We start from the raw sequence: 26,766 nt of genomic DNA, 5'->3' as shown, positions 1-26,766 counted from the left end.
ACGCGAGGCTCCCCACACGCTTTTGCCGGGGTCAGGTCATAAGGTGTTGCGCATGCGGCGGATCATGGGAACCGAGGTCGAGTACGGCATCGCGGTGCCGGGCGACGCGACCGCGAACCCGGTGCTCACTTCGACACAGGTGGTTCTTGCGTACGCGGCGGCGGCGGACATACCGCGCGCCCGGCGGGCGCGCTGGGACTACGAGGTGGAGTCGCCGTTGCGCGACGCGCGCGGGTTCGACCTGGGCTCGCCCGGTGGGCACCCGGCCGACTCCGACGTCGAGGACCTGGGCGCGGCGAACGTCATCCTCACCAACGGCGCGCGGCTCTACGTCGACCACGCGCACCCCGAGTACTCGGCACCCGAGGTCACCAACGCGCGCGACGCGGTGATCTGGGACAAGGCGGGGGAGCGGGTGATGGAGGAGGCCGCGATCAAGGCGGCGTCCGTGCCCGGCCAGCCGCGCCTGCAGTTGTACAAGAACAACGTCGACGGCAAAGGCGCGTCGTACGGCACGCACGAGAACTACCTGATGCAGCGCTCGACGCCGTTCACGGCCGTGATCGCCGGGCTGACGCCGTTCTTCGTGTCGCGCCAGGTCGTGACCGGGTCCGGCCGCGTGGGCATCGGGCAGTCCGGCGAGGAGTCCGGCTACCAGCTGTCGCAGCGCTCGGACTACATCGAGGTCGAGGTCGGCCTCGAGACGACGCTCAAGCGCGGCATCATCAACACGCGCGACGAACCGCACGCGGACGCGGACAAGTACCGCCGCCTGCACGTCATCATCGGTGACGCGAACCTGGCCGAGTACTCCACGTTCCTCAAGGTCGGCACCACCTCGCTGGTGCTCGACATGATCGAGGCCGGGCAGCGGTTCGACGACCTGCGCATGGTCGACCCGGTGCGCGCGGTGCACCAGATCAGCCACGACCCGACGCTGAAGACCAAGGTCGAGATGACCGGTGGGCGCAAGTTCACCGGCCTCGACGTGCAGTTCGCCTACCACGAGCGCGCGCTCGCGTTCGTCGAGAAGGAGGGCGTCGGCGACCGCGACGTCCTGCGGATCTGGGGCGAGGTGCTCGACGCGCTCGCCCGCGACCCGTCCGAGTGCGCCGACCGGCTCGACTGGGTCGCCAAGCTGCGGCTGCTCGAGGGCTACCGGCAGCGCGACGGCCTGGAGTGGGGCGCCGCCCGGCTCAACCTGGTCGACCTGCAGTACTCCGACGTGCGGCTCGACAAGGGCCTCTACAACCGCCTCGTCGCGCGTGGCTCGATGAAGCGCCTCGTGAGCGAGGACGAGGTCCGCGCGGCCATCACCACCCCGCCCGAGGACACGCGCGCGTACTTCCGCGGCCGGTGCCTGGAGCGCTACCCGACCTCCGTGGCGGCCGCGTCGTGGGACTCGGTGATCTTTGATCTCGGTCGAGAATCCCTCGTGCGAATTCCGACGCTGGAGCCCCTGCGCGGGACGAAAGCGCACGTCGGAGCCCTTCTGGAGGCCTCTGACACCGCCGAGCAGCTGGTGGACGCGCTGACTCGCGGGTGATCGTCTACCCGAGTGGCTCAGGATTTTTGTCGGTGCCGCTGGGTAGTGTTCTTGTCAGGCGAGTCAGTGGGAGGCCGAGATGTCCCAGGAACAGAAGCAGCGCCAGGGCGGTGGCGACGGAGACGACGGCGCGGACGACGCCGCCGGCGCCGGTCAGGAACGCCGCGAGAAGCTCGGCGAGGACGTGGACGCGATCCTCGACGAGATCGACGACGTGCTGGAAGAGAACGCGGAGGACTTCGTCCGCGCCTACGTGCAGAAGGGCGGTCAGTAGGCCTTCGGGGGCCTGCGGACCACCTCGGGGACGGGAGAACAACCAACACATGGACAACAGCTCGACCGGGCGTTACCCGGCCGCGGCGCTGCCCTCGGCGTACCTCACGCCGGGCTCGTCGTCGTTCACGGACTTCCTGCGGGCCCAGGCACCCGACATGCTGCCGAGCGCCCGGAAGCTCCCGGAGGGGACGATCCAGGCCCCGCACGGGACGACGATCGTCGCGGCCACCTACAAGGGTGGTGTCGTGATCGCCGGTGACCGGCGCGCGACCATGGGCAACGTCATCGCCCAGCGCGACATGAAGAAGGTCTTCGTGACCGACGACCACTCGGCCGTCGGCATCGCGGGCACGGCGGGCATCGCGATCGAGATCGTGCGCCTGTACACGGTGGAGCTGCGCCACTACGAGAAGATCGAGGGCGTGCCCCTGTCGCTCGACGGCAAGGCCAACCGCCTGTCGGCGATGATCAGGGGCAACCTCGACGCCGCCATGGCGGGCCTCGCCGTGGTGCCGCTGTTCGCGGGCTTCGACACCTCGACCGCCGATCCCGACCGCGCAGGCCGCATCGTGTCGTACGACGTCACCGGCGGCCGTTACGAGGAGTCGCAGGGCTACCAGGCCGTCGGCTCCGGCTCCCTCTTCGCCAAGTCGGCGCTGAAGAAGCTCTACGACCCGGACGCCGACGTCGACACGGCCATCCGCGCCGTCGTCGAGGCGCTGTACGACGCGGCCGACGACGACTCGGCCACCGGAGGCCCGGACCCGGTCCGCCGCCTCTACCCGGTAGTGGTCACCATCAACGGCGCCGACGGTGCCGTGGAAGTGCCGGAGTCGCAGGTCTCCACGGTCGCGGACGCGGTCGTCGAAGGCCGTCGAGCCCGTCCCGCAGGCTGAGTCCCCCACACGTTCGACGTCAGGAGCACCACCCATGACGATGCCGCTGTACGCATCGGCAGAGCAGGTGATGCGCGACCGCTCCGAGTACGCCCGCAAGGGCATCGCCAGGGGTCGCAGCGTCATCGTGCTGAAGTACGCCGACGGGATTCTGTTCGTCGCGGAGAACCCGTCCAGCACGCTGCACAAGGTCTCGGAGATCTACGACCGCATCGGCTTCGCCGCCGTCGGCCGCTACAGCGAGTTCGAGAACCTGCGCCAGGCGGGCATCAGGTTCGCCGACGTCCGCGGCTACCAGAACGACCCGCGCGACGTGACCTCGCGGTCGCTGGCGAACGTCTACGCGACCACCCTGGGCACCTACTTCACCGAGCAGATCAAGCCGTTCGAGGTGGAGATCTGCGTGGCCGAGGTCGGCGACTCGTCCGCCACCGACACGCTGTACCGGCTGACCTACGACGGGTCCATCGTGGACGAGCCCCAGTACATCGTGATGGGCGGCACCGTCGACGCCGCCAACACGGCGCTGAAGGACGCGTTCGCCGACGGGCTCACGCTGGCCGAGGCCGTGCCGGTGGCGGTGCGGGCTCTGTCGGCCGGGTCGCCGTCGACCGGTAGCGGGTCTTCGGAGTTGTTGCCGGCCGCCAAGCTGGAGGTGGCGGTGCTGGAGCGGGCTCGGCCTCGGCGGGCGTTCCGGCGGATCGCCGGTGCGGCCTTGGACGCTTTGATGCCTGCTGTGGAGAAGGACGGCAAGGCTGTCGAGGACGTCGAGCTGCCTCCGGACTCGTCTGACGAGTCGAAGTAGCGCGCTGGTGTGAAGCGTTTGGCCCCCAGGGATTCCCTGGGGGCCTTTGCTTTATGTCGCCTTGCGTTGGTGGTTGCGTTTGGTGCAGGGACTTTGACGAGCGTGGTTCAGTCATCGCCGCTGACGCGTCGATAGAGATTGGGGCTTGACTTCGGGGCCCTTGCGAGGCGCTTGTCGGACCGGAAAAGGCCGGGAAGAACGCCCGGCCGAGCCACAAGTGGTAGCACCTCGCACCCAAAGTCAAGCCCCAATCTCCAGCGTGCGTGGCTGAGTTGGGTCTGTACGTCACCACACCGCTTTCACGATGTGTGCGCTCTGTCGGGCTCGCCTTCGGCTTCGCGGTGCCTTGGCCCGCGTTGCTCAAACCCAGGCCCCACCCGGCTTTACCCGCTCGGCTCGCCCTGCCCCCTGGCCCGGCTTCGCCCGCCCGGTGCGCCTCACCCACTCGAGCTCCGTTCGTTCGCCGATCCGGAGTGTCAGACCCTCTCGGTACGTTGGGTCGCGGGGGAGGGTGGGTTCAACCGGTCGTCGCAACGGTTGATGTTGGTGGGAAGAGTAGTTGGTGGAGTGCTTCGGCTGGGGTGTGCCAGCCGAGGGTTTGTCGTGGTCGGCCGTTGAGTTCGGCGGCGATGGCGGCGAGGTGTTCTGGGGTGTGAGCGGTGAGGTCTGTGCCTTTGGGGAAGTACTGGCGGAGTAGGCCGTTGGTGTTTTCGTTGCTGCCGCGTTGCCAGGGCGAGTGCGGGTCGCAGAAGTAGATGTCCAGGTCAGTGGCCAGGGTGATCTCGGCATGGCGGTTCATCTCCGAGCCCTGGTCCCATGCCAGCGAGCGCCATAGGTGTTTCGGAAGGGCGCCGATGGTGGTGATCATCGCGTCGCGGACGCTGACGGCGTCGTAGCGGGGCAGGTGCAGCAGCAGGCAGTAGCGGGTGGCGCGTTCGACCAGGGTGCCAATCGCGGATTTGTTGTTCTTACCGATGATCAGGTCGCCTTCCCAATGTCCGGGCACGGCGCGGTCGTCGGCTTCGGCGGGGCGTTCGCTGAGCATGATCATGCCGGGGATCTGGCCTCGGCCGGTCTTGCGTTCGGCGCGGTGCGGGCGACGCAACGTCCGCCCGGTCCGCAGACATGTGGCGAGTTCGCGGCGCAACGCGCCCCGGCCCTGCACATACAGCGATTGGTAGATCGTTTCGTGCGACACCCACATCTCCGGATCGTCGGGGAAGTCGATCCTCAGCCTGGCACTGATCTGGCGGGGTGAGTGCCGTCGGGTCAGCCGCCGCTGGACCTCCTCGCGCAGTCGGGAGTTGACCGCGAGCAGGGCCGGTTTCGGGCGCCGGGCCCGCTGGTCGGCCTTGGCCTGAGCTGCTCCGGCGAGATAACGCCGAGGCCGAGCGGTCCGTGAGTTGCGGGCGATCTCCCGGCTGACCGTCGACACCGGCCGGCCCAGCCTGCGGCCGATCTCCCGCATCGACAGGCCCGCAGCCCGGCCCAGCGCGATCTCCTCCCGCTCCGCGAACGACAAATACCGCCCTGACACGGGTCTCGTTCCGTTGCCGCACACCCCGCCAGCCTTGACGAACCACTCCTGGCCCGTCGGCCACGACACACCCGCAGCCCGCGCAGCCGCGGTCACACCCAGACCACCCGCGACACCGGCCCAGAACCGGACCCGCACATCCCGAGACACCTTCGGAACACCCACACAACCCTCCAACCAGGAGCGTTGCAACGACCCACTGACCCCAAGGAGCCGAAACCCGAGGGGACCCCTGCGTCAGCCTGCGCAGGCGACCAGCAGCTCGGCCAGTTCCCTGGGCTTGCTGAGCGAGGCGCAGTGGCCCGCGGCCAGTTCCACCGGCGTGACTCCCGGCAGGCGGTCTGCCACCACCTTGCGCATGAACGCCGGCGTGAAGAACCTGTCCTCTGTGCACAGCACGAAGTGGGTTGGTACGTCGGGGAGCGACGGCAGCGGCCAGGGGGTGGCCATGGCGGCTTCGGACATGCCGCGTTCGCGTTTCTGCGCTTCTGCCACCAGGTCTGGTGGGACGTCGTGGAAGAACTGGTCTTCCAGGCCCGAGTCCTCGTAGCCCGTGTTGGTCCACCAGTCGCCCGGGGTTTCGCCCACGGCGGGGAGCATCGCCGTCACGTAGATCAGCGGGGCGTTGAGGCGGGCGGCTGCCAGAGATGCCACCAGGCCGCCGAAGGAGTGGCCCACGACGACCACGTCTTCTGTGGACGGCAGGGACTCGATGAGGGTGGTGGCCCAGTCCGTGAGGGACTTGGTGTCGTCCTCGATCGGGAGGTCCGGGGCTACCGCGGTGTGGCCCTGGGCCTGGAGTTCGTTCGCTACCAGGTGCCAGGACCAACCCACGTCGCCGCCTCCGTGCGCTATGGCGAAGGTGGTCATGCGGTCGAGCTTAGGCGCGGCGTTCGATCGGGAGGCGGGATCTGGTGAAGAGGGCGGCGCCCACCATGGCGACCGCCGGGATCACCACGACCGAGATTCCCAGGGTTTGCCACGGGATGGTCAGCGGGTTGAGGTCTGGCCGGGGCCAGACGTTCTCGTAGCCCTGGTTCAGGGCGGCGAGCAGGGCCAGGGCCGAGGCCGTGCCCGCGGTGGTGCCGAGCAGGCCGCCCAGGCCCGCGATCACTCCCGCCTGGCTGAGGGACAGGAGTTTGCGGAGGGCCGGGGTGGCGCCCACTGCCGCGAGCGTGGTGAGGTCATGGCGGCCGTCCGCTGCCGCGAGGCCGGTGGCCAGTGCGGCGGCCGCGAGGGTGATGACGCCCGCTACCAGGCCGAGGATCGTCAGGGCCTGTTGGACGTCGGACTCCGTTGGGCGGGCGACTGTCACCTCGTACTCGCCGCCCAGGGCCGCGGTGAGGGCTTCCTGTTCTGACTCGGTGGGCATGCGGGTTGTGGTGGCGTACATGGTGAACGTTGTTACGTCGTAGCCCAACGCGCGTGCGGTTTCTTGGGTCATCACGGCCAGAGGAGCGCCGTGTGCAGCCGTTGCGAAGGCCGGGGCTTCGGTGGTGGTGGCGTTCGTACCGGTGGCCAGGAGGGTTTTGCCGTTCTCCACCAGGGACGGGTCGTTGACGACGATCTTGCCGTCGCGCAGGGCGGCGGAGGCCGTGGCGGCTTCGGCGGCGGTCAGGTGCAGTAGCGATTGGACGGACGTCGGGGTTGCCACCACGAGGAAGCCGTTCGGGGTGGTGTAGATGCCGAAGTAGCGGTGGGTTCTGCCGACGCCGGTGCAACGGGAGTCGGCCAGGGCTTGCTGTTGTTCGGCTTCGGTGGGATCTCGGTGGAGAACGTCCAAGGTGTACGGGCATTCGCGCGCCGCGGGTGGGCGCAGGTGGGCGAAGCACGGGCCGCCGTCGCACGAGAGGAGTTTGAGCTCGTGGGTCTCGGCGGTGGGCACGGTGTCGCGCAACGCGGTGGTGACCGAGGCCGGGATGGGAGCCGTGGAGGACTTGGTGAGGTCGTCCAGGCGGTAGACCGTCACGTCGCCCATGGCGCCGGCGAACTGGGAGGCCTCCTGCTGGGCCTGGGACGTGAGCATCACGCTCACGGCCACCGAGCCGATCACCGCCGCCATCACGGCGGAGATGGCCGGGGCCGCCGCCGTGCGGTTGCGGGAGGCGTCGCGCAGGGCGATGCGGAGCGGGACCGGGAGCCAGCGGCCCGCGCGGGCCAGCAGACCCAGCAGCGACGGCGTGCAGAGGACCAGGCCCACCTCGGTGAGGATGAGGGCGACCAGGATGCCCGGCAGCAGCATGTTGATCGCGCTGACCACGCCGGTCCCCACGCCCGCGGCGATGAGGATCAGGCCCAGCAGCAGCCAGCGGCGACGGGAGCGGGTGATGCCCCGGCGGCCCGCCAGTGCGGTGACCACGTCCTGACGGGAGGAGATCCACGCCGGGACCAGCGCGGCCAGCACGCCGGTGACGATCGCCAGCAACGCCAGGGCGGCCAGCGCCGACGGGAAGAAGCGCTGCGCCGCGAAGCGTTCGGCCAGCAGCCACTCGACCAGCGGACGGGCGGCGACGGCGGCGAGGACGCCCAGCAGGACGCCGCCCAGAGCCGCCGCCGTGCCCGTGACGACGCCGTCGGCCAGGACGACTCGCCGGACGTGCGACGGGGAACCGCCCACGGCCGCGATCAGGGCCAGGTCGCGTTTGCGGCGGCGGGCGCCGACGGCGAGGGCAGAGCCCGCCAGCAGCGACATCTCCAGGACGGCGAGGCCCGCGACCAGCACGAGGACGTCCGCCGTCAGTTCGTTCGAGCCGGGGAGCTCCGGGTAGCGCTCGGACTGCGGCGGCAGGTTGTGCAGCACCTCGCGGGAGAGGACGGCGATGCCGGACTTGTTGAGGTCCTTGACCTTCGACCAGGACAGCGGGGTGGTGACCAGCCACGCGCGGTCGGTGGCGTCGAACGTGCCGGGCAGCGCCACGACGGTGGTGTTGTCCAGGCGGTCCGGTTCCTCGACCGCGCCCACGACCCGGAACGTGCGGGCGTCCTCGGTGGTCAGCGTGCCGCCGACCTGGGTGCCGGTGCGGTCCAACGCCTTGCGGGACAACGCCACCTCGTCCGCCGACGCGGGCGCCCGGCCCTCCAGCAGCGTGATCATGCCGGTGGTGAGCGGGTTGGCCAGGTCGAGCATGCGCACACCGGCACGGCCCACGCCCGCCGTCGTGCGGAGGTTGACGCCGCCGCGGTCCACCGGCACCAGGTCCGCGCCCGGCAGCAGGGCGCGCAGGCGGGCCTCGGACGGCGCCTCGCCGTCGGCGTTGGTGGTGGGGATCGCGAAGTCCCTGGTGGGCTCCTGGACCACCGGGCCGCGGTAGGGCCAGCTCACCAACGCCTCGGCGGCGCCCATGCGGAGGTTCGCGTCCTCGGTCGGCGTCGGGGTGGTGGAGTCCTGGACGATCGCCGCGAACGACAGGGCCGCCACCGGGACCGCGATCAGGGCGATCACGAGCGCCGAACGGCCTGCCGACCTGCGGGCTTCACGGCGTGCGATGCGCAGAGCTGCGCGCCAACCGCTCACGGCGTGCTCAGCAGTTCTTCTGGCTGGTCGCGGGACGAGACGTCGACCACCACGCCGTCGCGCAGGAAGACGACCCGGTCCGCCCAGGCCGCGTGCCGGGCGTCGTGGGTGACGAGGACCGCCGCGGCGCCGGCGTCCACCTTGGCGCGCAGCAGCCGCAGGACGGTCTCGCCGGTGCGGGAGTCGAGGGCGCCGGTGGGTTCGTCGGCCAGCACGAGGCGGCGTTCGCCGATCAGGGCCCGCGCGATGGCGACCCGTTGCTGCTGACCGCCGGACAGCTCGTCCGGGAACCGGTCGGCGTACCCGTCCAAGTCTACTTCGGACAGTGCCTTTTCGGCCTGCTGCCGGGACTTGCGGACGCCGTCGAGGTCCAGCGGCAGCGCCACGTTCTCGGCGGCGGTCAGGCTCGCGATCAGGTTGAGGTCCTGGAAGACGTAGCCGATCCGCTTGCGGCGCCAGGCCGCGAGTTGCTTGCGGGACAACGACCGGAGGCTGGTCGCGTCGACGAGCACCTCGCCGCTGGTGGGGCTGTCGAGGCCGCCCGCGAGGTTCAGCAGCGTCGACTTGCCCGACCCGGACGGGCCCATGATCGCCACCAGCTCGCCGGGCGCGACGGTGAGCGAGATGCCGTCGAGGGCGTTGACCTGCGTCTCGCCGGTGCCGTGCACGCGGTGGACGTCGCGGAGCTCCAGTGCGGTCATCTGGGCACCTCGACGTCCGTCGCCACGGGTGCGGGGGCGGGGGAGTGGCGCAGCAGGCTGGTCTCGCAGTGGTCCAGCCAGCGCAGCTCGGCCTCGGCCTGGAAGATCATCGCGTCCAGCACGAGGAGCCACGGCAGGTCGGCGGGCTGGGTCTTGAGCCGGGTGTACTCCTGCAGCGTGCGCATCGTGGCGGTGCGTTGCGTCATCACGACCTTGGCCACGTCGACCCCCGGTGTGGTGATCGCCAGCGCGAGCTTGATGGCCACCTCGTCACGGGGGCGGTCGGTGCGCTGGACCGGGGTCGCGAACCACTTCCTCAGCTCGTCGCGGCCCAGGTCGGTGAGCTCGTAGGGGCGCTGGCCCTCGCTCTCCGGCAGGGCGGCCACCAGGTCGTCGCGTTCCAGCCGGGACAACGTCGTGTAGACCTGCCCGATGTTCAACGGCCACGTGCCGCCGGTGGCCGAGTCGAAGGCCGCGCGCAGCTGGTAGCCGTACATGGGTCCGCGCTTCAGCAGCGCCAGCAGACCGTGTTTGACCGACATGCCTACCGAGTATGCATACTGAGTATGTTCCTGGCAACGGTGACTGCTCGACCACACGTGCGGGCGGGCCTCGCATCAGGAACCCTGGACAGTGCCGGAGACGTCCGGCGGTGGTCAGGTGAGCTTGGGGGACGTCGTGGTCGACGCCACGGGGAAACGAACTGGGGAAGTGCACTTGCTGGGAGCAACGGGCCGGACCGGCGGCGCGCCGGAACTGCCCGCGGAGATCAGGAGCTACGAACCGGCGGACGAGGCCTCGTGGCTGAGGTGCCGGGTGCTCGGACTGCTGGAGACGAACTACTACGACGACGTGTGGCAGGCCAAGCGCCGCACGGACCTGGAACTCGTCGCGCTGGAATCCGGTGCGGTGACAGGCATCTTGGACGTGACGGTGCCCGCCGGGGAGGCCACGATCGAGACCGTGGTCGTGCACCCGGACCACCAGGGCACCGGGATCGCGACGGCGTTGCTGGAGGAGGCGGTGCCGCGGCTGGAACGGTGCGGGGTGCGCAGCCTCGACGCGTGGATCCTGGAGGACGGGGTCGCGCTGGACTGGTTCGCGCGCAACGGGTTCGCGAAGGCCGAGGCGTACGTGCGCGTCCACGCGTCCGCCGACGAGGCCGACACGGCCGTGATCGCGAGGCACGGGCTGGTCGTGTCCGGCGCGGTGCTGCACGCCCCGATCGAACGGGAAGCCGAGATGCGGCAACGGTTCGAGCGCGTGCACGTGTGCCGGAGGGTGGTGCGCGACCTCAGGCCGTGATGCCGGTGAGCCGGGGGATCGTCGCGGTGCGGCCGGCCAGCAGCATCACCAGCGCCTCGATCGGCCCGCTGATCTCGGCGCCCTCGCCCGCGGACCACTCCGCGTCGGTCGCGACGAGCCGATGCCCCGCGAACCGGCGGCGCGCGTGGAACGGGAACCCGATCCGCTACAGGTCGGCGGCCGCGACGACGGCGGCGTCGACCGGCATGGGCCGTTCGATCCCCAGCGGCAGCCGGATGTCCTGGGGGTGCACGAGCGTGTCCATCAGGCAGTTCAGCAACGTCTGGCCGGGCGCGAGCCGGCGCGACCCGGCGATGCCGCGCAGGGTCGCCACGATCTCGTCGGGCGGTCTGCGCGCCTCGGCCCGCGCGGTCTGGTCGACCATGCGGTCGAAGCTCCCCCGCGCGCGCACGAACGCGCTGAGCGTGTCGCCGATCCGCATCCGCGGCCCGAGCGTCAGGTGGGCGGCCACCTCGCGGACCGTCCAGCCCGCGCACAACGAGGGATGAGCCCACTGCGCGTCGCTCAAGCCTGCCAGCAGGTCCGCGGTCGCCGTGCGTTCGGCGTCGACGACCTGCCAGATCCGGGTCTCGTCCATGGTCGGCCTCCCGCTTGAATTGGTTCGAGAGACTGACTACTTTAATCAGAGTCTCTGACCAAAAGCAACGGGAGTGCGCATGAACATCGGCCTGCTGCTCTTCATCCCGAACCGCGACGTGGAGAACCGCGTCCTGGCGGCGGTCAACGCGGCGGGCTTCGACGTGACGCAGGCCCAGGCACGCGTGCTGATGCGCGTCGGCCCGGACGGCACCCGCCTGACCGTGCTCGCGGAGGCGGCGCAGGTGACCAAGCAGACCGCGGGGTTCCTCGTGGACCAGCTGGAGAAGTCCGGGTACGTCGAACGCGTGCCCGACCCGGCGGACGGCAGGGCGCGGCTGGTCAGGGTCACGGAGAAGGCGCTCGACGCCGTGCCCGTCGCGAACGCGGAGCTGGCGAAGATCGAGGCGGAGTGGGAGAGGCACCTCGGGAAGCGGCGGATGACGCAGCTGCGGGAGGCGCTGGAGATGCTCGGCGAGATCACCGACCCGTACCGCTGAGCAGCGGCACGGGTCGGGACGTTCTAGGACGCGAGGAGTTCCGAGACCCGCGACCGCACCTCGGGCGAGTCGAGGCCGCGCACCATCACGGTCGTGCGGCGCCGCAGCACGTCGTCCACTTCGGACGCCCACTCGGTGCGCCGCGCGTGCTCGACCTGCGCCCAGATGTCCGGGCCGTCCGGGTGCACCCGTTCCAGCAGCGCCGGGTTCTCCAGGCCCAGGGCGACGACCTCGTGCGACGTCGTGCCGTAGTGCGTGGCGAGGTGGCGGACCACATCGTCGGGCAGCGCATCGTAGGCGTGGCCGAGCACCGAGCCGACCGTGTCCGGCAGGGCCGAGCCGGGCAGCGCGACGCCGTCCAGCGGGCCGTCGAAGGTGCGGCCGAGCTCGGAGTTCACTCTGGCCAGGACGGTGGCGCCGATCTTGCGGAACGTCGTCCACTTGCCGCCCGCGACGCTGATCATGCCGCCGGAGCCCGCGGTGATCACGGTCTCGCGCTTGGCGTGCGAGGTGTCGCCTGGGCCGCCGGGCAGCACGCGCAGGCCCGCGAACGTGTACGCGATGCGCGAGCGGTCCAGACCGGCGACCGCGACCCCCGCCTCGCCCAGGATCTGGTCGACGTCGGCGTCGGTGCACGCGACCTTCGCCGGATCGCCGTCGTACGCCTCGTCAGTGGTGCCGAGGAGGAGGTGGCCCTCCCACGGGATGGCGAACGACACGCGCACGTCGTCGACGGGGATCGTCAGCGCGGCCTTCCACTCGGAGTTCTGCTTGAGCACCAGGTGCGAGCCCTTGGACAGGCGGATCGACGGGTCGGCGGCCGGGTCCTCCATGCGCCGCAGCACGTCCAGCCACGGCCCGGTGGCGTTCACGACCACGCGAGCGTCCACCCCGAACTCGCCGAGGCCGTCGCGCAGGTCCACGCCCGTGACCTTCGTGCCGGTCTTGCGCAGGCCCACGACCGAGATGTGGTTGAGCAGCACGGCACCGGCCTCGGCGGCGGCGCGCGCGGCGGTGATCGCCACGCGGCTGTCGTTCATCTGGTGGTCGTAGTACATCGCGGCCCCGCGCAGACCGTCGGCGCGCAGGTCAGGCACCCACTCCACAGCCCTGCGCGCCGACAGCACCTTGCCCATGCCGTCGCCGAAACCCGACAGCGCGGAGTACAGCGTGACGCCCGCGCCCAGCACGAACCGGCTGTGCGGGCCGCCCTTGTAGACGGGCACGAGGAACGGCAGCGGGCGCACCAGGTGCGGCGCGAGGCGGTCGCCCAGCGCACGGCGTTCCTTGTGGTTCTCGTGCACCATCGGCACGGCCGACGGGCCCATCGCGAGGTAGCGCAGGCCCCCGTGCACGAGCTTCGACGACGCGGACGACGTGGCGCCCGCGAAGTCGCCGCTCTCGACCAGGGCGACCCGCAGGCCGGACCGCGCCGCGGCCCACGTCGTGGCGATGCCCAGGATGCCGCCGCCGATCACGACGACGTCGAACCTGCCGTGCTGGAGTTCCTCGCGTGCGCGAATGCGTTGTGCTGAGTCAGTCATCGTCCTCGTCCATCCACCCGACGGTCCGCTCGACCGCCTTCTTCCACTTCCGGTAGCCCTTCGCGCGGGCGGCCGGTTCCATCGACGGCTCCCACTCGGCCGCCTTGTGCCAGTTGGCTTTCAGCTCGTCGGTGGAGCCCCAGTAGCCCACCGCGAGTCCCGCCGCGTACGCCGCGCCCAGGCACGTCGTCTCGGCCACGATCGGACGCACCACCGGCACGTCCAGCACGTCCGACAGGAACTGCATGAGCAGGTTGTTCGCCGTCATGCCGCCGTCGACGCGCAACGTCGTGAGGTCCACACCGCTGTCGGCGTTCATCGCGTCCACGACCTCACGCGTCTGCCACGCCGATGCCTCCAGCACGGCCCGTGCGAGGTGCCCGCGCGAGATGTAGCCCGTCAGGCCTGCGATGACCCCGCGGGCGTCGCTGCGCCAATGCGGGGCGAAGAGGCCGGAGAACGCGGGGACGAAGTACGCACCGCCGTTGTCGTCGACCGTGCGCGCGAGGGTCTCGATCTCCGCCGCCGAGCTGATGAGCCCCACCTTGTCGCGGAACCACTGGACCAGCGCGCCGGTGACCGCGACGGCGCCTTCCAGCGCGTACGCGGCCGGCTGGTCGCCGATCCGGTACGCGACCGTGGTGAGCAGGCCGTTCTGGCTGTGCACCGGCTGGTCGCCCGTGTTGATCAGCAGGAACGCGCCTGTGCCGTAGGTGCACTTGCCCTCGCCGGGCGCGAAGCAGGTCTGGCCGAACAGCGCGGCCTGCTGGTCGCCGAGCGCCGACGCGACGGGCACGCCCTCGTAGGTGCCGTACACCTCGGAGGAGGAACGGATCTCGGGCAGCATCGCGCGCGGCACGTCCATGGCGGCGATGAGCTCCGGGTCCCAGTCGAGGGTCTCCAGGTTCATCAGCATGGTGCGCGACGCGTTCGTCACGTCGGTGACGTGCCGGCCGGTCAGGTTCCAGATCAGCCAGGTGTCCATGGTGCCGAACAGCACCTCGCCGCGTTCGGCCCTGTCGCGCAGGCCTTCGACGTTGTCGAGCAGCCAGCGCAGCTTCGGGCCGGAGAAGTACGTGGCCAGCGGGAGGCCGGAACGCTCGCGGAACCTGTCCTGGTCGCCCAGTCGCTTGATCAGCGCGTCGGTGCGCGTGTCCTGCCAGACGATCGCGTTGTGCACGGGTTCGCCGGTCTCGGCGTCCCAGACGACCGTGGTCTCGCGCTGGTTGGTGATGCCGAACGCGGCGATGTCGGCGTACGTGAGTGATGCGTGAGAGAGGGCGTCGCGCACGACGGCCTGGACGTTCGTCCAGATCTCGGTCGCGTCGTGCTCCACCCAGCCCGGCCTCGGGAAGATCTGCCGGTGTTCGCGCTGGGCGACCGACACGATCCCGCCTGACTGGTCGAACACGATGCACCGGGACGACGTCGTGCCCTGGTCGATCGCAGCGATGTAGCTCACCTGTCAGCACCTCTCTGTGCCGTTCGACAATGTCGAACGGTGTCAGGTTACTACCAGGAGAGGCCGCCGAGCTCCCTGGAAACGCTGCGAGCTGCCTCACGTACGTACGACACGAGCTCGAGCCGGGGCGGCTGGTCGGGGGAGTCGCAGAGCCGTTCGACCGGTCCGGAGATGCCGATCGCGCCCACGACCACGCCGCGCCGGTCCCGGATCGGCGCGGCGACCGATGCCTCGCCCTCGACCAGTTCGTGCAGGTCGTAGGCCCAGTCGCGGCGCTGGACCTCGTGCATCACGGACGCCAGCTGGTCGGTGTTCAGCGTGTGCGGGGTGAAGAGCGTGATCTCCTCGCCCTCCGGCCAGTCGTCGCTGAACGCCACCAGCGCCTTGCCCAGGGCCGTCGCGTTCCACGGCAGCAGCGAGCCGGTGTCGAGGGTCTGCCGGCTGTTGTCCGGCCGGAACACGTGGTGCACGACCAGCACGTGCCTGCCGTGCAGCACGCCGATGCGCACCGCCTCACGCGCGCGCATCGCAAGCGTGTCCGACCAGTTCAACGCCTTGGCGCGCAGCTCGTTGCCGTCCAGGTAGCTCGTGCCGATCTGGAACAGCGCCGCGCCCAGGCGGTACTTGCCGCCCTCGACCTCCTGCTCGACGAACCCGACCTCCTGCAACGTCCGCAGGATGCCGTGGACCGTCGGTTTCGCGAGGTCGAGGGCGCGGGAGATCTCGCCGACGCTCAGCTGGTGCGCGCCGCCGTGCGCGAGCAGCTTCAGGACCTCCGCGGCTCGCTTGATGGACTGAATGGGTCCGGGCACGCACCCCACTCTAGCTGCGCACGTTCGACAATGTCGAACACTTTGCGGCATTGTCGAACGCGTGGCAGCTGATCGTCACGGTCGGTAGATGCCCAGGGCGGCCGCCCGGGAGCGGAACCTGAAGTGGTTGGCCCGCTCGCGCACCTCGCCGTCCGTCGCGATCGAGATGGGCGGTCCGTGCACTTCGACGTTCAGCGAGGCCAGTTCGAGGTGCGTGTACATGCGGGAGTGCTCCAGCGCCCCGAGCAGCGCGCCGATGAAGAACCTGGTCCGCGAGTACCGGCGGTCCGCCCGGACGTACCGAACGTCGAGCAGGCCGTCGTCGAGCCGGGGACGCATGGTCGGCGCGAAACCCTTCGGCCGGTACGGGCCGTTGCCCACGAACAGCATCCAGACGAGGTGCTTGTCGCCGTCGATGGTCATGTGCAGCGGCTTCGCGCGTTGCAGGACGCGGAACATCGCGATCGCCGCGGCGGGCCACTTGCCCCAGCGCTTCTCCAGCTTCTCGCGGATGCGCACCATGTCCGGGTAACCGCCGAGCGACGCCGTGTTGACGAACCACTGGTCGTTGACCTGCGCGAGGTCGACCCGCACGCCCACGCCGTCCGCGACCGCCTGGGCCGTGTCGTGCAGGCCGGTGATGCCGACGTCGCGCGCGAAGTGGTTCAGCGTGCCCGACGGCACCAGCACCATCGGCAGGTCGCGTTCGGCGGCCGCCGCGGCCACGGCGGCGACCGTGCCGTCACCACCGGCGACGCCGAGCGCCTTCGCGTCCGGCAGGTCGTCGAGGTCCGCGACCGACACGACCCGCGCCTTCGGCCACTCCTCGGTGATCTGAGGCGTCGGGTCGGGGCCGATGCCGGAGTTCGGGTTGACGACGACGACCAGTCCGTCGCCCTCCTGCAACGACGTCAGGTCGGCGTGTTCGTACGCCGACGCGGGCTCGTTCATGCCGAGCGGCCACCACCGTCGCGTCAGGAACGCCGCACCGACGCCCACGGCCGCACCGGCCGCGACATCCGTCGGCCAATGAACGCCCGTGTGCACCCGTGAATAAGCCACGGCGGCCGCGATCGGGGCGACCACCGCGCCTGCTTTGGGTGATTCCAACGCCACCGCCGTGGCGAAAGCGGCCGCTGACGCGGAGTGACCGGACGGGAATGACGACGACGTCGGCCGCTTCGACAGCCTGCGCGGCATCGCGAGCAGATCGGCGGCGGGCCTGCGGCGCGGGAAAAGCGACTTGCCGACCAGGTTCGCGCTGGCAGAGGCCCCGGCGATGGCCGCGAGCCCCCTCAGCGCGCCCCGCCGCAACGGGCCTTTCCGCGTTGCCAGAATTGCCGCGATCACGAACCACAGCAGACTGTGGTTGGCGGCTTTCGAAAGTCTCTTCAAACCTCGGTCGAGCCTGCTCGGACGCAGTGCAGCCGAGGAGCTCATGAGCTTCTTGTCGAGAGCGCTGACCCGTTTCCACACCCCTCTGACACTAAACCGCAACCGGCGTGCCGCCCGAACGGATCACCCTGCTACACCTCCACGTCGCCTACTGTTGAGGGATGCAGCGGCGGATCTTCGGCATTGAGACAGAGTTCGGGGTGACGTGCACCTTCCACGGGCAGCGTCGTCTCTCCCCGGACGAGGTCGCGCGGTACTTGTTCCGCCGGGTCGTCTCCTGGGGTCGTTCCTCGAACGTCTTCCTGCGCAACGGTTCCCGGCTCTACCTCGACGTCGGCTCCCACCCGGAGTACGCGACGGCCGAGTGCGACGACCTGGCCCAGCTCGTCACGCACGACAAGGCGGGTGAGCGGATCCTCGAGGACCTGCTCGTCGACGCCGAGCGCAGGCTCGCCGACGAGGGCATCGGCGGCGACATCTTCCTGTTCAAGAACAACACCGACTCCGCGGGCAACTCGTACGGCTGCCACGAGAACTACCTGGTCGCACGGGCCGGCGAGTTCTCGCGCATCGCCGACGTGCTGCTGCCGTTCCTCGTCACCCGCCAGCTGATCTGCGGCGCGGGCAAGGTGCTCCAGACCCCGCGCGGCGCCGTCTACTGCCTCTCGCAGCGCGCCGAGCACATCTGGGAGGGCGTGTCGTCCGCGACGACCAGGTCCCGCCCGATCATCAACACCCGCGACGAGCCGCACGCCGACGCCGAGCGCTACCGGCGCCTGCACGTCATCGTCGGCGACTCGAACATGTCCGAGGTCACGACGCTGCTGAAGGTCGGCAGCGCCAACCTCGTGCTCGAGATGATCGAGCAGGGCGTCCAGTTCCGCGACTTCTCGCTGGACAACCCGATCCGCGCCATCCGCGAGATCAGCCACGACCTCACCGGCCGCCGCACCGTCCGCCTCGCCGGCGGCAAGGAGGCCTCCGCGCTGGACATCCAGCGCGAGTACTACGAGAAGGCCGTCGAACACGTCGCCAAGCGCTCCCCGGACCCGATGGCGCAGCGCGTCCTCGAACTGTGGGGCCGCACCCTCGACGCCGTCGAGTCGCAGGACCTGTCCAAGATCGACCGCGAGATCGACTGGGCCATCAAGAACCGCCTGATGAACAGGTACATGGCCAAGCACAACATGGACCTGTCCAACCCGCGCATCGCGCAGCTCGACCTCGCCTACCACGACATCCGCCGCGGCCGGGGCGTCTTCGACCTGCTCCAGCGCAAGGGCCAGGTCGAGCGGGTGACCGACGACGGCGAGATCGAGGCCGCGAAGGACACCCCGCCGCAGACCACCCGCGCCAAGCTGCGCGGCGACTTCATCGCGGCGGCGCAGGCGGCCGGGCGGGACTTCACCGTGGACTGGGTGCACCTGAAGCTGAACGACCAGGCGCAGCGGACCGTGCTGTGCAAGGACCCGTTCCGCGCGGTGGACGAGCGCGTCGAGCGCCTCATCTCCTCGCTGTAGGGCTGGGACTTCGAGCGGGCGGGACCTCCGGGTCTCGCCCGCTCGGTCGTGTCCGGGCCGATCGGGGCTAGGAAGCGGTCAGCGGCTGGACGAGAGTGGCCGCATGAGGATCATCGCGGCGGCGCTCGCCGCCTTCCTGATGCTGCCAGGGGTCGCCCAGGCCGACTCCTACTGGGAGCTCAAGCCCACCGGCACCGACGCGCGTCTGAGGGGCCTGTCGGCCGTGTCCGGGCAGGTCGCGTGGGCCAGCGGGTCGAAGGGCACCGTGCTGCGCACCGTCAACGGCGGGCGGACGTGGGAGTCCGTCGGTCCGCCTGGGACGGAGGCGTTGGAGTTCCGGGACATCGAGGCGTTCGACGCGCGCAATGCGGTGGCGTTGTCTATCGGTGAAGGGGAGTCGTCGCGTATCTATCGCACGGCCGATGGCGGTAAGTCGTGGCAGGAGGAGTTTCGGAACAACGATCCGAAGGCGTTCTACGACTGTGTGGCGTTCTTCGATCGGTTTCGCGGGTTGGCGTTGAGCGATCCCGTGGACGGGAAGTTCCGGGTTCTGCGGACGTGGGACGGTGGGCGGTCGTGGCACGTCAACGACGCGAAGGGCATGCCTGAGGCGTTGCCTGGCGAGTTCGCGTTCGCGGCGTCTGGGCAGTGCGTGACCACCAGCGGGAATCACGCGTGGATCGCTACCGGCGGCGGGGCGAAGGCACGGGTGCTGGAGTCGCGTGACGGTGGGCGGTCGTGGAAGGCGAGCGAGGTGCCGTTGCCGTCCGGGGAGGCGGCCGGCGTGTTCGCGGTGGCCTTCAAGACGCCCTGGCGCGGCGTGGCCATCGGTGGCGACTACCTGAAGCCGACCGATCCGACGCCGGCGTTCGCCACGAACGACGGGCGCGGGTGGACGGCCGGGAGGCAGGCGCCGGTCGGCTACCGGTCCGGGATCGCGTACCGCGGGGACGGGCTGGTGGCGGTCGGGCCGTCGGGCACGGATGTGTCGAAGGACGGGAAGAGCTGGGAGGTGGCGGACTCCGGGAGTTTCGACACCGTCGACTGCGTCGGGTTCACCTGCTGGGCCGCGGGAGAGAAGGGACGCGTCGGCCGCACCTGAGAGGAGGCGGAGATGCGTCTGCACGCCGGGGAGACTGAAGCCGCGGGGTGGAGGGTCGTGGAGCTGGCCGACGTCGTGCGGCGGCTGCGCGAGGAGAAGCCCGGGGTCACCAGGCGTCCTCTCGTCGTGGCCGTCGACGGGCGTGGTGGCGCCGGGAAGTCGACCTTGGCCGAACGGCTGCGCGCGGCCGTTGCCGGATCCGAGGTCGTGCACACCGACGACATCGCCTGGAACCACGCGTGCTTCGACTGGGGCGGCCTCCTCGAACGCCACGTCCTGGCTCCGCTGCACGGGGGCGGGGCGGTGGAGTTCCGGCCGCCGGCGTGGGTCGCGCACGACGGGCCTGGCGTGATCCGCGTAGCCGCCGGGGCGGACGTCGTGTGGATCGAGGGCACCGGGATCATCCGCGCCGAACTGGCCGGGTGGATCGACGCCTCGATCTGGGTACAGGGCGACCTGGACGAGCAGGAACGCCGGCTGGTCACCCGCGACGGCGACTCGGCGGAGCAACGGCGGCACGTCGCGGCGTGGCTGGAGGAGGAGCTGCCGTTCATGCTCCGCGAACGCCCGTGGGACGTGGCGACCGTCGTGGCGGCCGGCACGACGGGCCTCGACCACGATCCCGAGCGGCAGGTCGTAGTGGGGTGTAACGCCGGGCAGGGCCTTGACGAAAAGGGACGTGTCGGCCGCACTTCGCGGGGGTAACCCCCAGTAGGTGAACGATGACTCTCGGACGCGTTGCAGGGACGCCGAAGAGGTTTTGCCGAGCGTGAGGACCGGTGGTGCAGGGCCACCGGTCCTTCTCGTTTTCCGGAGTCGTGTCGAGGCCCATCCCGCCGTCTGTTCTGAACGGACCGTTGACGGCAGGTGGTGATGAGGTTTCGGCGCGCGCACGCGTTAGGGTTTGTCCGTGGCCATCGCACGCGCCGAACGCCTCGTCAACCTGGTGCTGTGCCTGCTGTCGACTCGTCAGTACCTGACAGCGGAGCGCATCCGCGCCATCGTCCCCGGCTATCACGAAGCCCCCACGGACGAGGCGTTCTTCCGCATGTTCGAACGCGACAAGTCCGAGCTGCGCGACCTGGGCGTGCCGCTCGAGACCGGGCGGCAGTCGAACGCCGAGGGCGCGGAGGACGGGTACCGCATCGCGCGGCGCGACTACGAGCTCGGCGACATCGACCTCGAACCCGACGAGGCGGCCGCGGTCGCGCTGGCCGCGCGGCTCTGGGACTCGCCGCAGCTCACGGGTGCCGTGCACGGCGCGTTGATCAAGCTGCGCGCGGCCGGGGTGGACGTCGACCAGGACACGCCCGCGACCGTCGAACCCAAGGTGCGGGCCAGCGAGCCGGCGTTCCCGCCGCTGCTGCAGGCGGTGCAGGCGGGGCAGGCGGTGTCGTTCGGCTACCGCAAGCCGCCGCCCGGTGGTCAGAAGGAACGCACGGTCGAGCCGTGGGGTGTCGTCGCGTGGCGCGGCAAGTGGTACCTCGTGGGCTGGGATCGCGAACGTGAGGACACACGGTGTTTCCGGCTCTCACGGGTCGTGGGCGCCGTACGGCCCGTGGGCAAGCCTGGTGCGTTCACGGTTCCTGAAGGCACAGACCTGATGAGCCTCATCGCGCGCACGGAGGTCGATCCGCACCACACGGCGCCCGCGCGCATCTGGGTCGCCAAGGACCGTGCGCAGGGGGTGCGGCGGCACGCCAAGGTCGTCGAGGAACGCGACGGCGGCGACGTCGTCGAGATCGACCTGAAGTTCCCCGACTCGGCCGCCAAGTGGCTCGCCGGGTTCGGGCCCGACGTCGTGGTGCTGGAGCCCGAGGTGCTGGCCAAGTCCGTCAGGGACCGCCTGCAGGGCGCACTGGAAGGAGCGCGGTGACCGCGTCGAACGAACGGCTGCCGCGCCTGCTCGCCCTCGTGCCGTACCTGCTCAACCGGCCCGCCATCACCGTCAAGGAGGCCGCCGCCGACTTCGGCATCACGCCGAAGCAGCTGCGCAAGGACCTCGAGCTGCTGTGGATGTGCGGCCTGCCCGGCTACGGCCCCGGCGACCTCATCGACCTGTCGTTCGAGGGAGAGACGATCACCGTGTCGTTCGACGCGGGCCTGGACCGGCCGTTGCGGCTCACCGCGGCCGAGGCGGCGTCGCTGCTGGTGGCGTTGCGGGCGCTCGCCGACACGCCCGGCGTGGTCGACGCGGACGCGGTGCAGCGGGCGCTCGCGAAGATCGAGTCGGCGGTCGGCAAAGCGCAGCCCGCCGGCATGGTGGTCGGGCTCGGCGCGTTCGAACGGGGCGAGACCACCGAGGTCCGGTCCGCCGTGCAGGACGCCGTGAAGCGCGAACGGGCCGTGCGCATCCGTTATTACTCGCAGTCACACGACGCGATGAGCGACCGTGTGGTCGATCCGATGCGTCTGCTGCTCGTCGAAGGGCGCGGCTACCTCGAAGGATGGTGCCGTTCGGCGCTCGGCGTGCGACTGTTCCGGCTCGACCGGATCGACGAGGTGGAGGTGCTGGACGAGCCGTCCGCGCCGCCGCCGCACGCCCAGCTGACCGATACGTCGGAGGGGTTGTTCCAGCCGAGGGACGATCAGAAGATCGCCGTCCTCCTGCTCGAACCCGACGCGCACTGGGTCGCCGAGTACTACCCCGTCGATCACTCCGCGGAGCTCTCGGACGGCCGCACGCGTGTCCTCATGCGCTACGACGACCCGTCCTGGATGGTCCGCCTGCTCCTCGGGTTGGGCGGTGACGTGCACGTAGAGCAGCCTGCGGAACTCGCGCAGGAGGTCGTTCGCCAGGCGGCGGAGGCGTTGCGGCGGGCAGATCACCTGCTGTCCACCTAAGACGTATAACGTGTGCTTGTGCCGTCCACACCGACCCTGGCGCTGATCGTCGTCGCCCTGATCGTGCTCGTCATCGCCGCGATCCGAGTCATCCGATCCTTGCGCCGACTTGCCCGCACCCGCACTCTGGTGAGGGACAAGGTTGGGGACCGCGTCGGTCTGCTGAAGGCGCGATCCGCGGCGCTGAAGGTGGCCCTGGCGGAGCGGCGCACCACGGAACAGGCCCGCACCAGGGCGAACCCCGCGTACGATCGTCGTGGCGGGGCAGACAGGAGGATCACCAATGGGTAACCTCGGACCCACCGAGCTGATCATCATCGCTGTGGTGATCATTCTGCTGTTCGGTGCGAAGAAGCTTCCCGACATGGCGCGTTCGCTCGGCAAGTCGGCCAAGATCTTCAAGGCGGAGACCAAGGGTCTGCGCGACCAGGACTCGTCGGACGACGCGCCGGTCCAGCAGCAGCCCGTGCAGCAGCCGGTGCAGCAGCTCCCCCCGGCCCAGCCGCAGCCGCCGGCCCAGCAGGCGCCCCAGGTCGCTCCTCCCATCGAGCAGACCACCCAGAACAAGGCCGCCAACAACTGACCTTCCGGTCTCTTCTGACTTGTAAGGACGGTCAACGCGGTGGCAAGTCCGTTCCGGTGGTTCGCTGAACGCCGGGAACGCGGCAAGCGCCGTCGGGGCAGCGCCGACGGCACGATGTCGCTCAAAGAGCACCTGTACGAGCTGAGGTACCGGCTCGGCATGGCGATGCTGATCGTCGCGATCGGTGCCATCTTCGGCTTCATCTGGTTCGAGGTGCGCCTCGGCCCGATCCCGTCGCTGGGGGACATCCTGACGGGGCCGTACTGCCAGCCGGACCTGGCGCAGTACCGGGCGGAGATCAGCAACAACGGCAAGTGCGCGTTGTTGCAGACCGAGCCGTTCGAGATCTTCATGGTCCGGTTGCAGGTCGGTACGGCGGCGGGCGCGGTGCTGCTCAGCCCCGGCTGGCTGTACCAGATCTGGGCGTTCATCACGCCCGGCCTCTACCAGAAGGAACGCAAGTTCGCGCGCGTGTTCGTGAGCGCGGGCGCACTGCTGTTCGTGGCCGGCGCGGTGCTCGCGTACCTGGTGGTGCCCGAGGGCCTGAAGGTGCTGCTCGGCTTCGGTGGCGACAACTGGGTCACGGCGCTCACCGGCAGCAAGTACATCAACTTCGTCATCACGATGTTGTTCATCTTCGGCGTGAGCTTCATGATCCCGCTGGTCGTGGTCATGCTGAACCGCGCGGGCGTGCTCTCGTACGAGCGGCTGGCGAAGTGGCGGCGCGGCCTGATGATGGGCCTGTTCGTCTTCGCCGCGATCGCGACGCCGGGCACCGACCCGATCTCGATGGTCGTGCTGGCGCTCGCGCTGGTCCTGCTGTTCGAGATGGCGATCCAGATCGCGCGCGTCCACGACAAGCGCAAGGCCAAGCTGCGTTCGGCAGAGGGCTGGGACGAGCTGGACGACGACGAGGCGGCGCCGTTCAACTACGTCGCGTCCGACGCCGACGGCAACGACCCCGGTGAGAAGGCCATCGCTGCGGAACCCGCGAAGCCCGCGGACCCCCCGAAGCGCGTGAACTACGACGACGCCACGTGACGCGGGCGGCCTTGCTGGTCTGCCCCGCGTCGGGCAAGGGGCGGGCGGCCCGGATGGCCGGGTCGACCGCCGCGGCGCTGAGGCCGCACGTCTCGTCGTTGGAGCAGCTGGTCGCGCACGACGCCGACGGAGCCCTGGAGATGGCGCACCAGGCCGTCGCCTCCGGCATCGACCTGCTGGTCGTGCTCGGCGGGGACGGGGGCGCTCACCTGGGCATCCAGGCGTGCGCGGGGACGCCGACGGCACTGGGGATCGTTCCTGCGGGCACCGGCAACGACCTCGCCGCGGCCATCGGGTCGCGGTCTGTCGAGGACGTCGTGCACGGCATCCGCAAGACGCTCGACCTCGGCCGGTTGTCGACGGGGCAGTGGTTCGCGACGGTGCTGTGCGCCGGGTTCGACTCGGCGGTGAACGAACGCGCGAACGCGATGCGCTGGCCCGCCGGCCCGCGCCGCTACGACCTCGCGATCCTCGCCGAGCTGGCGTCGCTGAAGGCGGCGCCGTTGGTCGTGACCACGGAGGCCGAGTCGTTCGAGCTCGACGCCACGATGGTCGCCATCGGCAACACGCCCAACTACGGCGGCGGCATCCCCGTGTGTCCCGGTGCGGACGCGCACGACGGGTTGTTCGACGTGACGGTCGTCGAGGGCGCGAGCCGGTCGACGCTGCTGCGGATGCTGCCGACGTTGCGCACGGGCACGCACACCGACCATCCGACCGTGCGGACGTTCCGCGCGCGCGAAGTGTCGTTGGCCGGTGACAACGGCTGGATCGCTTACGCCGACGGCGAACGCCAGGAGGCGCTGCCCATCACGGTTCGCACGGTTCCCGACGCCCTCACGGTCGTGGGTCGCTAAATTAGACGGCTGTTCGGTCCGTCTTTCGTTCTTCGGTAGGGATTCATGGAGACGCTGGAGTTTCAGTCCGAGGCGCGTCAGCTGCTGCAGCTGATGATCCACTCGATCTACTCGAACAAGGACACGTTCCTGCGCGAGCTGGTCTCGAACGCCTCCGACGCGCTGGACAAGCTGCGGCTGGAGTCGTTCCGCGACAAGGACATGAGCGTCGACGTCGACGACCTGCACGTCGTGATCGAGTCCGACCCCGCCGAGCGCACGCTCACCGTGCGGGACAACGGCATCGGCATGACGCGCGAGGACGTCGTGCGGCTCATCGGCACGATCGCGAAGTCGGGCACGGCCGAGTTCCTCAAGCAGCTCAAGGAACAGCAGTCGGGCAGCACGTCCGACCTGATCGGCCAGTTCGGCATCGGCTTCTACTCGTCGTTCATGGTGGCGGACAAGGTCACCCTGGTGACGAGGCACCCGCACGCCGAGAAGGGCGTGCGCTGGGAGTCGTCCGGCGAGGCCACGTACACGATCGAGGACGTCGACGACGCGCCGCAGGGCACCTCGGTCACGTTGCACCTCAAGCCGTCCGACGACGAGGACCGCCTGCCCGACTACACCGAGCCGGCGAAGATCCGCGAGATCGTCAAGCGCTACTCGGACTTCATCACCTGGCCGGTGCGCCTGGGCGGCGAGGAGATCAACTCCCGCAAGGCGCTGTGGGCGCGCCCGGCCTCCGAGGTGACGGAGGAGGAGTACGCCGAGTTCTACCGGCACATCAGCCACGACTGGAACGCGCCGCTCGAGACCATCCGCATGCAGGCGGAGGGCACGTTCGAGTACCAGGCGCTGCTGTTCCTGCCGGCGCAGGCCCCGATGGACCTGTTCATGCGCGACGGCAAGCGCGGCGTGCAGCTCTACGTGAAGCGGGTGTTCATCATGGACGACTGCGCCGAGCTGATGCCGGAGTACCTGCGGTTCGTGAAGGGTGTCGTCGACGCGGCGGACCTCTCGCTCAACGTGTCGCGCGAGATCCTCCAGCAGGACCGCCAGATCCAGCTGATGCGCCGCCGCCTGGTGAAGAAGGTGCTGTCGTCGATCAAGTCGTTGCAGGGCTCCCGCCCCGACGACTACGCGAAGCTGTGGGGCGAGGTGGGCGCGGCGATCAAGGAGGGCCTGCTCTCCGACACCGACAACCGCGACGCGATCCTGGAGATCTGCTCGTTCGCCTCGACCGAGTCCGAGTCGGAGCTGACGACGCTGGCGCAGTACGTCGCGCGGATGAAGGACGGCCAGGAGCACATCTACTTCATGACCGGTGACTCGCGCGTCGCCGTCGAGAAGTCGCCGCACATGGAAGCCCTGCGCGCCAAGGGGTACGAGGTCCTCGTCCTCACCGACCCGATCGACGAGATGTGGGTCGACTCCGTGCCGTCGTTCGACGGCAAGACGCTCCAGTCCGTCGCCAAGGGACAGGTGGACCTGGAGACGGAGGAGGAGAAGACCGCCAACGAGGCGAAGGCCGCGGAGTTCGGCGACCTGCTCACGTGGCTCGGCGAGCAGTTGGCGGACGACGTCAAGGAGGTTCGCCTCTCGTCCCGTCTGACGACCTCGCCCGCGTGTGTGGTCGGCGACGCGCACGACATCACTCCGACGCTGGAGAAGATGTACAAGGCGATGGGGCAGGAGCTGCCGAAGATCAAGCGCATCCTGGAGCTCAACCCGTCGCACCCGCTGGTGGAGGGCCTGCACGGGGCGTTCGCGAACGGCGAACGCGACTCGCTGGCCGGCACGGCGGAGCTGGTCTACGGGCTGGCGCTGCTGGCCGAGGGCGGCGAGCTGGCCGACCCGTCCCGCTTCGTGACGCTGGTGGCGGACCGGGTGCAGCGCACGTTCTGAGATAACCGCAGGCAGAGGGCGATGTTCACGGGACATCGC

26 protein-coding genes are annotated in these 26,766 nt (G+C 69.9%); 16 read left to right on the top strand and 10 right to left on the bottom strand.

What is annotated here, in order from left to right; genetic code table 11:
- The first annotated feature begins 52 nt into the window (after positions 1–52).
- The 4 genes from dop to prcA all read left to right on the top strand — a co-directional run bounded on the left by dop (position 53) and on the right by prcA (position 3,523).
- The gene (dop, locus tag ACQEU1_RS11970; RefSeq protein ID WP_433199408.1) at positions 53–1,546 is read left to right on the top strand and encodes a depupylase/deamidase Dop; all 1,494 of its coding nucleotides are present in this window, start codon (positions 53–55) and stop codon (positions 1,544–1,546) included.
- A 79-nt stretch (positions 1,547–1,625) separates the two neighbouring features.
- Positions 1,626–1,820, top strand: coding sequence for a ubiquitin-like protein Pup (locus ACQEU1_RS11965; protein ID WP_030471529.1), 195 nt, complete (start codon positions 1,626–1,628; stop codon positions 1,818–1,820).
- Between the two features lie 49 nt (positions 1,821–1,869).
- Complete coding sequence (gene prcB / locus ACQEU1_RS11960) at positions 1,870–2,718, top strand: proteasome subunit beta (RefSeq protein ID WP_433199404.1); 849 nt, start codon at positions 1,870–1,872, stop codon at positions 2,716–2,718.
- A gap of 34 nt (positions 2,719–2,752) precedes the next feature.
- Entirely contained in the window at positions 2,753–3,523 is a 771-nt protein-coding gene (prcA, locus tag ACQEU1_RS11955; RefSeq protein ID WP_433199401.1) for a proteasome subunit alpha, read from the top strand.
- 517 nt (positions 3,524–4,040) lie between these two features.
- Here prcA and ACQEU1_RS11950 read toward each other — a convergent pair.
- The 5 genes from ACQEU1_RS11950 to ACQEU1_RS11930 form a co-directional block, all read right to left on the bottom strand.
- Positions 4,041–5,162: an IS30 family transposase gene (locus ACQEU1_RS11950; RefSeq protein WP_433211446.1), complete on the bottom strand. Its 1,122-nt coding sequence runs from the start codon at positions 5,160–5,162 to the stop codon at positions 4,041–4,043.
- Positions 5,163–5,297: 135 nt separating this feature from the next.
- Positions 5,298–5,930, bottom strand: a complete 633-nt coding sequence (locus ACQEU1_RS11945) for an alpha/beta fold hydrolase (protein WP_433199398.1) — start codon at positions 5,928–5,930, stop codon at positions 5,298–5,300.
- Positions 5,931–5,940: 10 nt separating this feature from the next.
- A complete protein-coding gene (locus ACQEU1_RS11940) occupies positions 5,941–8,574 on the bottom strand; it encodes an FtsX-like permease family protein (protein ID WP_433199395.1) in 2,634 nt (877 codons plus the stop codon).
- Positions 8,571–9,275 carry an ABC transporter ATP-binding protein gene (locus ACQEU1_RS11935; protein WP_433199392.1) on the bottom strand — a complete coding sequence of 235 codons (705 nt, stop codon included), beginning with the start codon at positions 9,273–9,275 and terminating at the stop codon, positions 8,571–8,573. Before ACQEU1_RS11935 ends, ACQEU1_RS11940 begins: the two co-directional genes overlap by 4 nt.
- Complete coding sequence (locus tag ACQEU1_RS11930; protein WP_433199389.1) at positions 9,272–9,817, bottom strand: PadR family transcriptional regulator; 546 nt, start codon at positions 9,815–9,817, stop codon at positions 9,272–9,274. The genes ACQEU1_RS11935 and ACQEU1_RS11930 overlap by 4 nt, the downstream gene beginning before the upstream one ends.
- 175 nt (positions 9,818–9,992) lie before the next feature.
- Between ACQEU1_RS11930 and ACQEU1_RS11925 the strand changes: the two genes are divergently transcribed.
- Entirely contained in the window at positions 9,993–10,580 is a 588-nt protein-coding gene (locus ACQEU1_RS11925) for a GNAT family N-acetyltransferase (protein ID WP_433199386.1), read from the top strand.
- A gap of 166 nt (positions 10,581–10,746) precedes the next feature.
- On the opposite strand, the gene ACQEU1_RS11920 is transcribed toward ACQEU1_RS11925, so the two are convergent.
- On the bottom strand, positions 10,747–11,178 hold the full coding sequence (locus ACQEU1_RS11920) for a maleylpyruvate isomerase family mycothiol-dependent enzyme (protein ID WP_433199383.1): 432 nt from the start codon (positions 11,176–11,178) through the stop codon (positions 10,747–10,749).
- A 79-nt stretch (positions 11,179–11,257) separates the two neighbouring features.
- Here ACQEU1_RS11920 and ACQEU1_RS11915 point away from each other — a divergent pair, with 79 nt between their 5' ends.
- Positions 11,258–11,677: a MarR family winged helix-turn-helix transcriptional regulator gene (locus tag ACQEU1_RS11915; protein WP_433199380.1), complete on the top strand. Its 420-nt coding sequence runs from the start codon at positions 11,258–11,260 to the stop codon at positions 11,675–11,677.
- Between the two features lie 23 nt (positions 11,678–11,700).
- Here the strand turns inward: ACQEU1_RS11915 and ACQEU1_RS11910 are convergent, their stop codons facing one another.
- The 4 genes from ACQEU1_RS11910 to ACQEU1_RS11895 all read right to left on the bottom strand — a co-directional run bounded on the left by ACQEU1_RS11910 (position 11,701) and on the right by ACQEU1_RS11895 (position 16,935).
- Positions 11,701–13,221, bottom strand: a complete 1,521-nt coding sequence (locus tag ACQEU1_RS11910) for an FAD-dependent oxidoreductase (RefSeq protein WP_433199377.1) — start codon at positions 13,219–13,221, stop codon at positions 11,701–11,703.
- Complete coding sequence (gene glpK, locus ACQEU1_RS11905; protein ID WP_433199374.1) at positions 13,214–14,683, bottom strand: glycerol kinase GlpK; 1,470 nt, start codon at positions 14,681–14,683, stop codon at positions 13,214–13,216. Before glpK ends, ACQEU1_RS11910 begins: the two co-directional genes overlap by 8 nt.
- A gap of 50 nt (positions 14,684–14,733) precedes the next feature.
- Positions 14,734–15,495: an IclR family transcriptional regulator gene (locus ACQEU1_RS11900; protein WP_433199371.1), complete on the bottom strand. Its 762-nt coding sequence runs from the start codon at positions 15,493–15,495 to the stop codon at positions 14,734–14,736.
- Positions 15,496–15,570: 75 nt separating this feature from the next.
- The gene (locus tag ACQEU1_RS11895; protein WP_433211443.1) at positions 15,571–16,935 is read right to left on the bottom strand and encodes a bifunctional phosphatase PAP2/diacylglycerol kinase family protein; all 1,365 of its coding nucleotides are present in this window, start codon (positions 16,933–16,935) and stop codon (positions 15,571–15,573) included.
- Between the two features lie 116 nt (positions 16,936–17,051).
- Between ACQEU1_RS11895 and pafA the strand changes: the two genes are divergently transcribed.
- From pafA to htpG, 10 genes are all read left to right on the top strand, one after another.
- Positions 17,052–18,410, top strand: coding sequence for a Pup--protein ligase (pafA, locus tag ACQEU1_RS11890; protein WP_285642094.1), 1,359 nt, complete (start codon positions 17,052–17,054; stop codon positions 18,408–18,410).
- Between the two features lie 103 nt (positions 18,411–18,513).
- Positions 18,514–19,512, top strand: coding sequence for a WD40/YVTN/BNR-like repeat-containing protein (locus ACQEU1_RS11885; protein ID WP_433199367.1), 999 nt, complete (start codon positions 18,514–18,516; stop codon positions 19,510–19,512).
- A gap of 12 nt (positions 19,513–19,524) precedes the next feature.
- Positions 19,525–20,217 (top strand): uridine kinase family protein, encoded by a 693-nt coding sequence (locus tag ACQEU1_RS11880; protein ID WP_433199364.1) that lies wholly within the window; start codon positions 19,525–19,527, stop codon positions 20,215–20,217.
- A gap of 205 nt (positions 20,218–20,422) precedes the next feature.
- Positions 20,423–21,388: a helix-turn-helix transcriptional regulator gene (locus ACQEU1_RS11875; RefSeq protein WP_394620775.1), complete on the top strand. Its 966-nt coding sequence runs from the start codon at positions 20,423–20,425 to the stop codon at positions 21,386–21,388.
- The gene (locus tag ACQEU1_RS11870) at positions 21,385–22,356 is read left to right on the top strand and encodes a helix-turn-helix transcriptional regulator (protein ID WP_433199360.1); all 972 of its coding nucleotides are present in this window, start codon (positions 21,385–21,387) and stop codon (positions 22,354–22,356) included. Before ACQEU1_RS11875 ends, ACQEU1_RS11870 begins: the two co-directional genes overlap by 4 nt.
- Positions 22,357–22,374: 18 nt before the next feature.
- Complete coding sequence (locus ACQEU1_RS11865) at positions 22,375–22,647, top strand: bacteriophage holin (protein ID WP_433199357.1); 273 nt, start codon at positions 22,375–22,377, stop codon at positions 22,645–22,647.
- Positions 22,640–22,939 carry a Sec-independent protein translocase subunit TatA gene (tatA, locus tag ACQEU1_RS11860; RefSeq protein ID WP_382442007.1) on the top strand — a complete coding sequence of 100 codons (300 nt, stop codon included), beginning with the start codon at positions 22,640–22,642 and terminating at the stop codon, positions 22,937–22,939. Before ACQEU1_RS11865 ends, tatA begins: the two co-directional genes overlap by 8 nt.
- A 114-nt stretch (positions 22,940–23,053) precedes the next feature.
- Complete coding sequence (tatC, locus tag ACQEU1_RS11855) at positions 23,054–23,980, top strand: twin-arginine translocase subunit TatC (RefSeq protein WP_433211440.1); 927 nt, start codon at positions 23,054–23,056, stop codon at positions 23,978–23,980.
- Entirely contained in the window at positions 23,977–24,837 is an 861-nt protein-coding gene (locus ACQEU1_RS11850; RefSeq protein WP_433199353.1) for a diacylglycerol/lipid kinase family protein, read from the top strand. The genes tatC and ACQEU1_RS11850 overlap by 4 nt, the downstream gene beginning before the upstream one ends.
- A 45-nt stretch (positions 24,838–24,882) precedes the next feature.
- Entirely contained in the window at positions 24,883–26,727 is a 1,845-nt protein-coding gene (gene htpG, locus ACQEU1_RS11845) for a molecular chaperone HtpG (protein ID WP_433199350.1), read from the top strand.
- The last annotated feature ends 39 nt before the right edge of the window (positions 26,728–26,766 follow it).

Source organism: Lentzea sp. CA-135723 (assembly GCF_050936595.1).
Taxonomy (GTDB): domain Bacteria; phylum Actinomycetota; class Actinomycetes; order Mycobacteriales; family Pseudonocardiaceae; genus Lentzea.
This window is presented reverse-complemented; position numbering and strand designations above follow the sequence as displayed.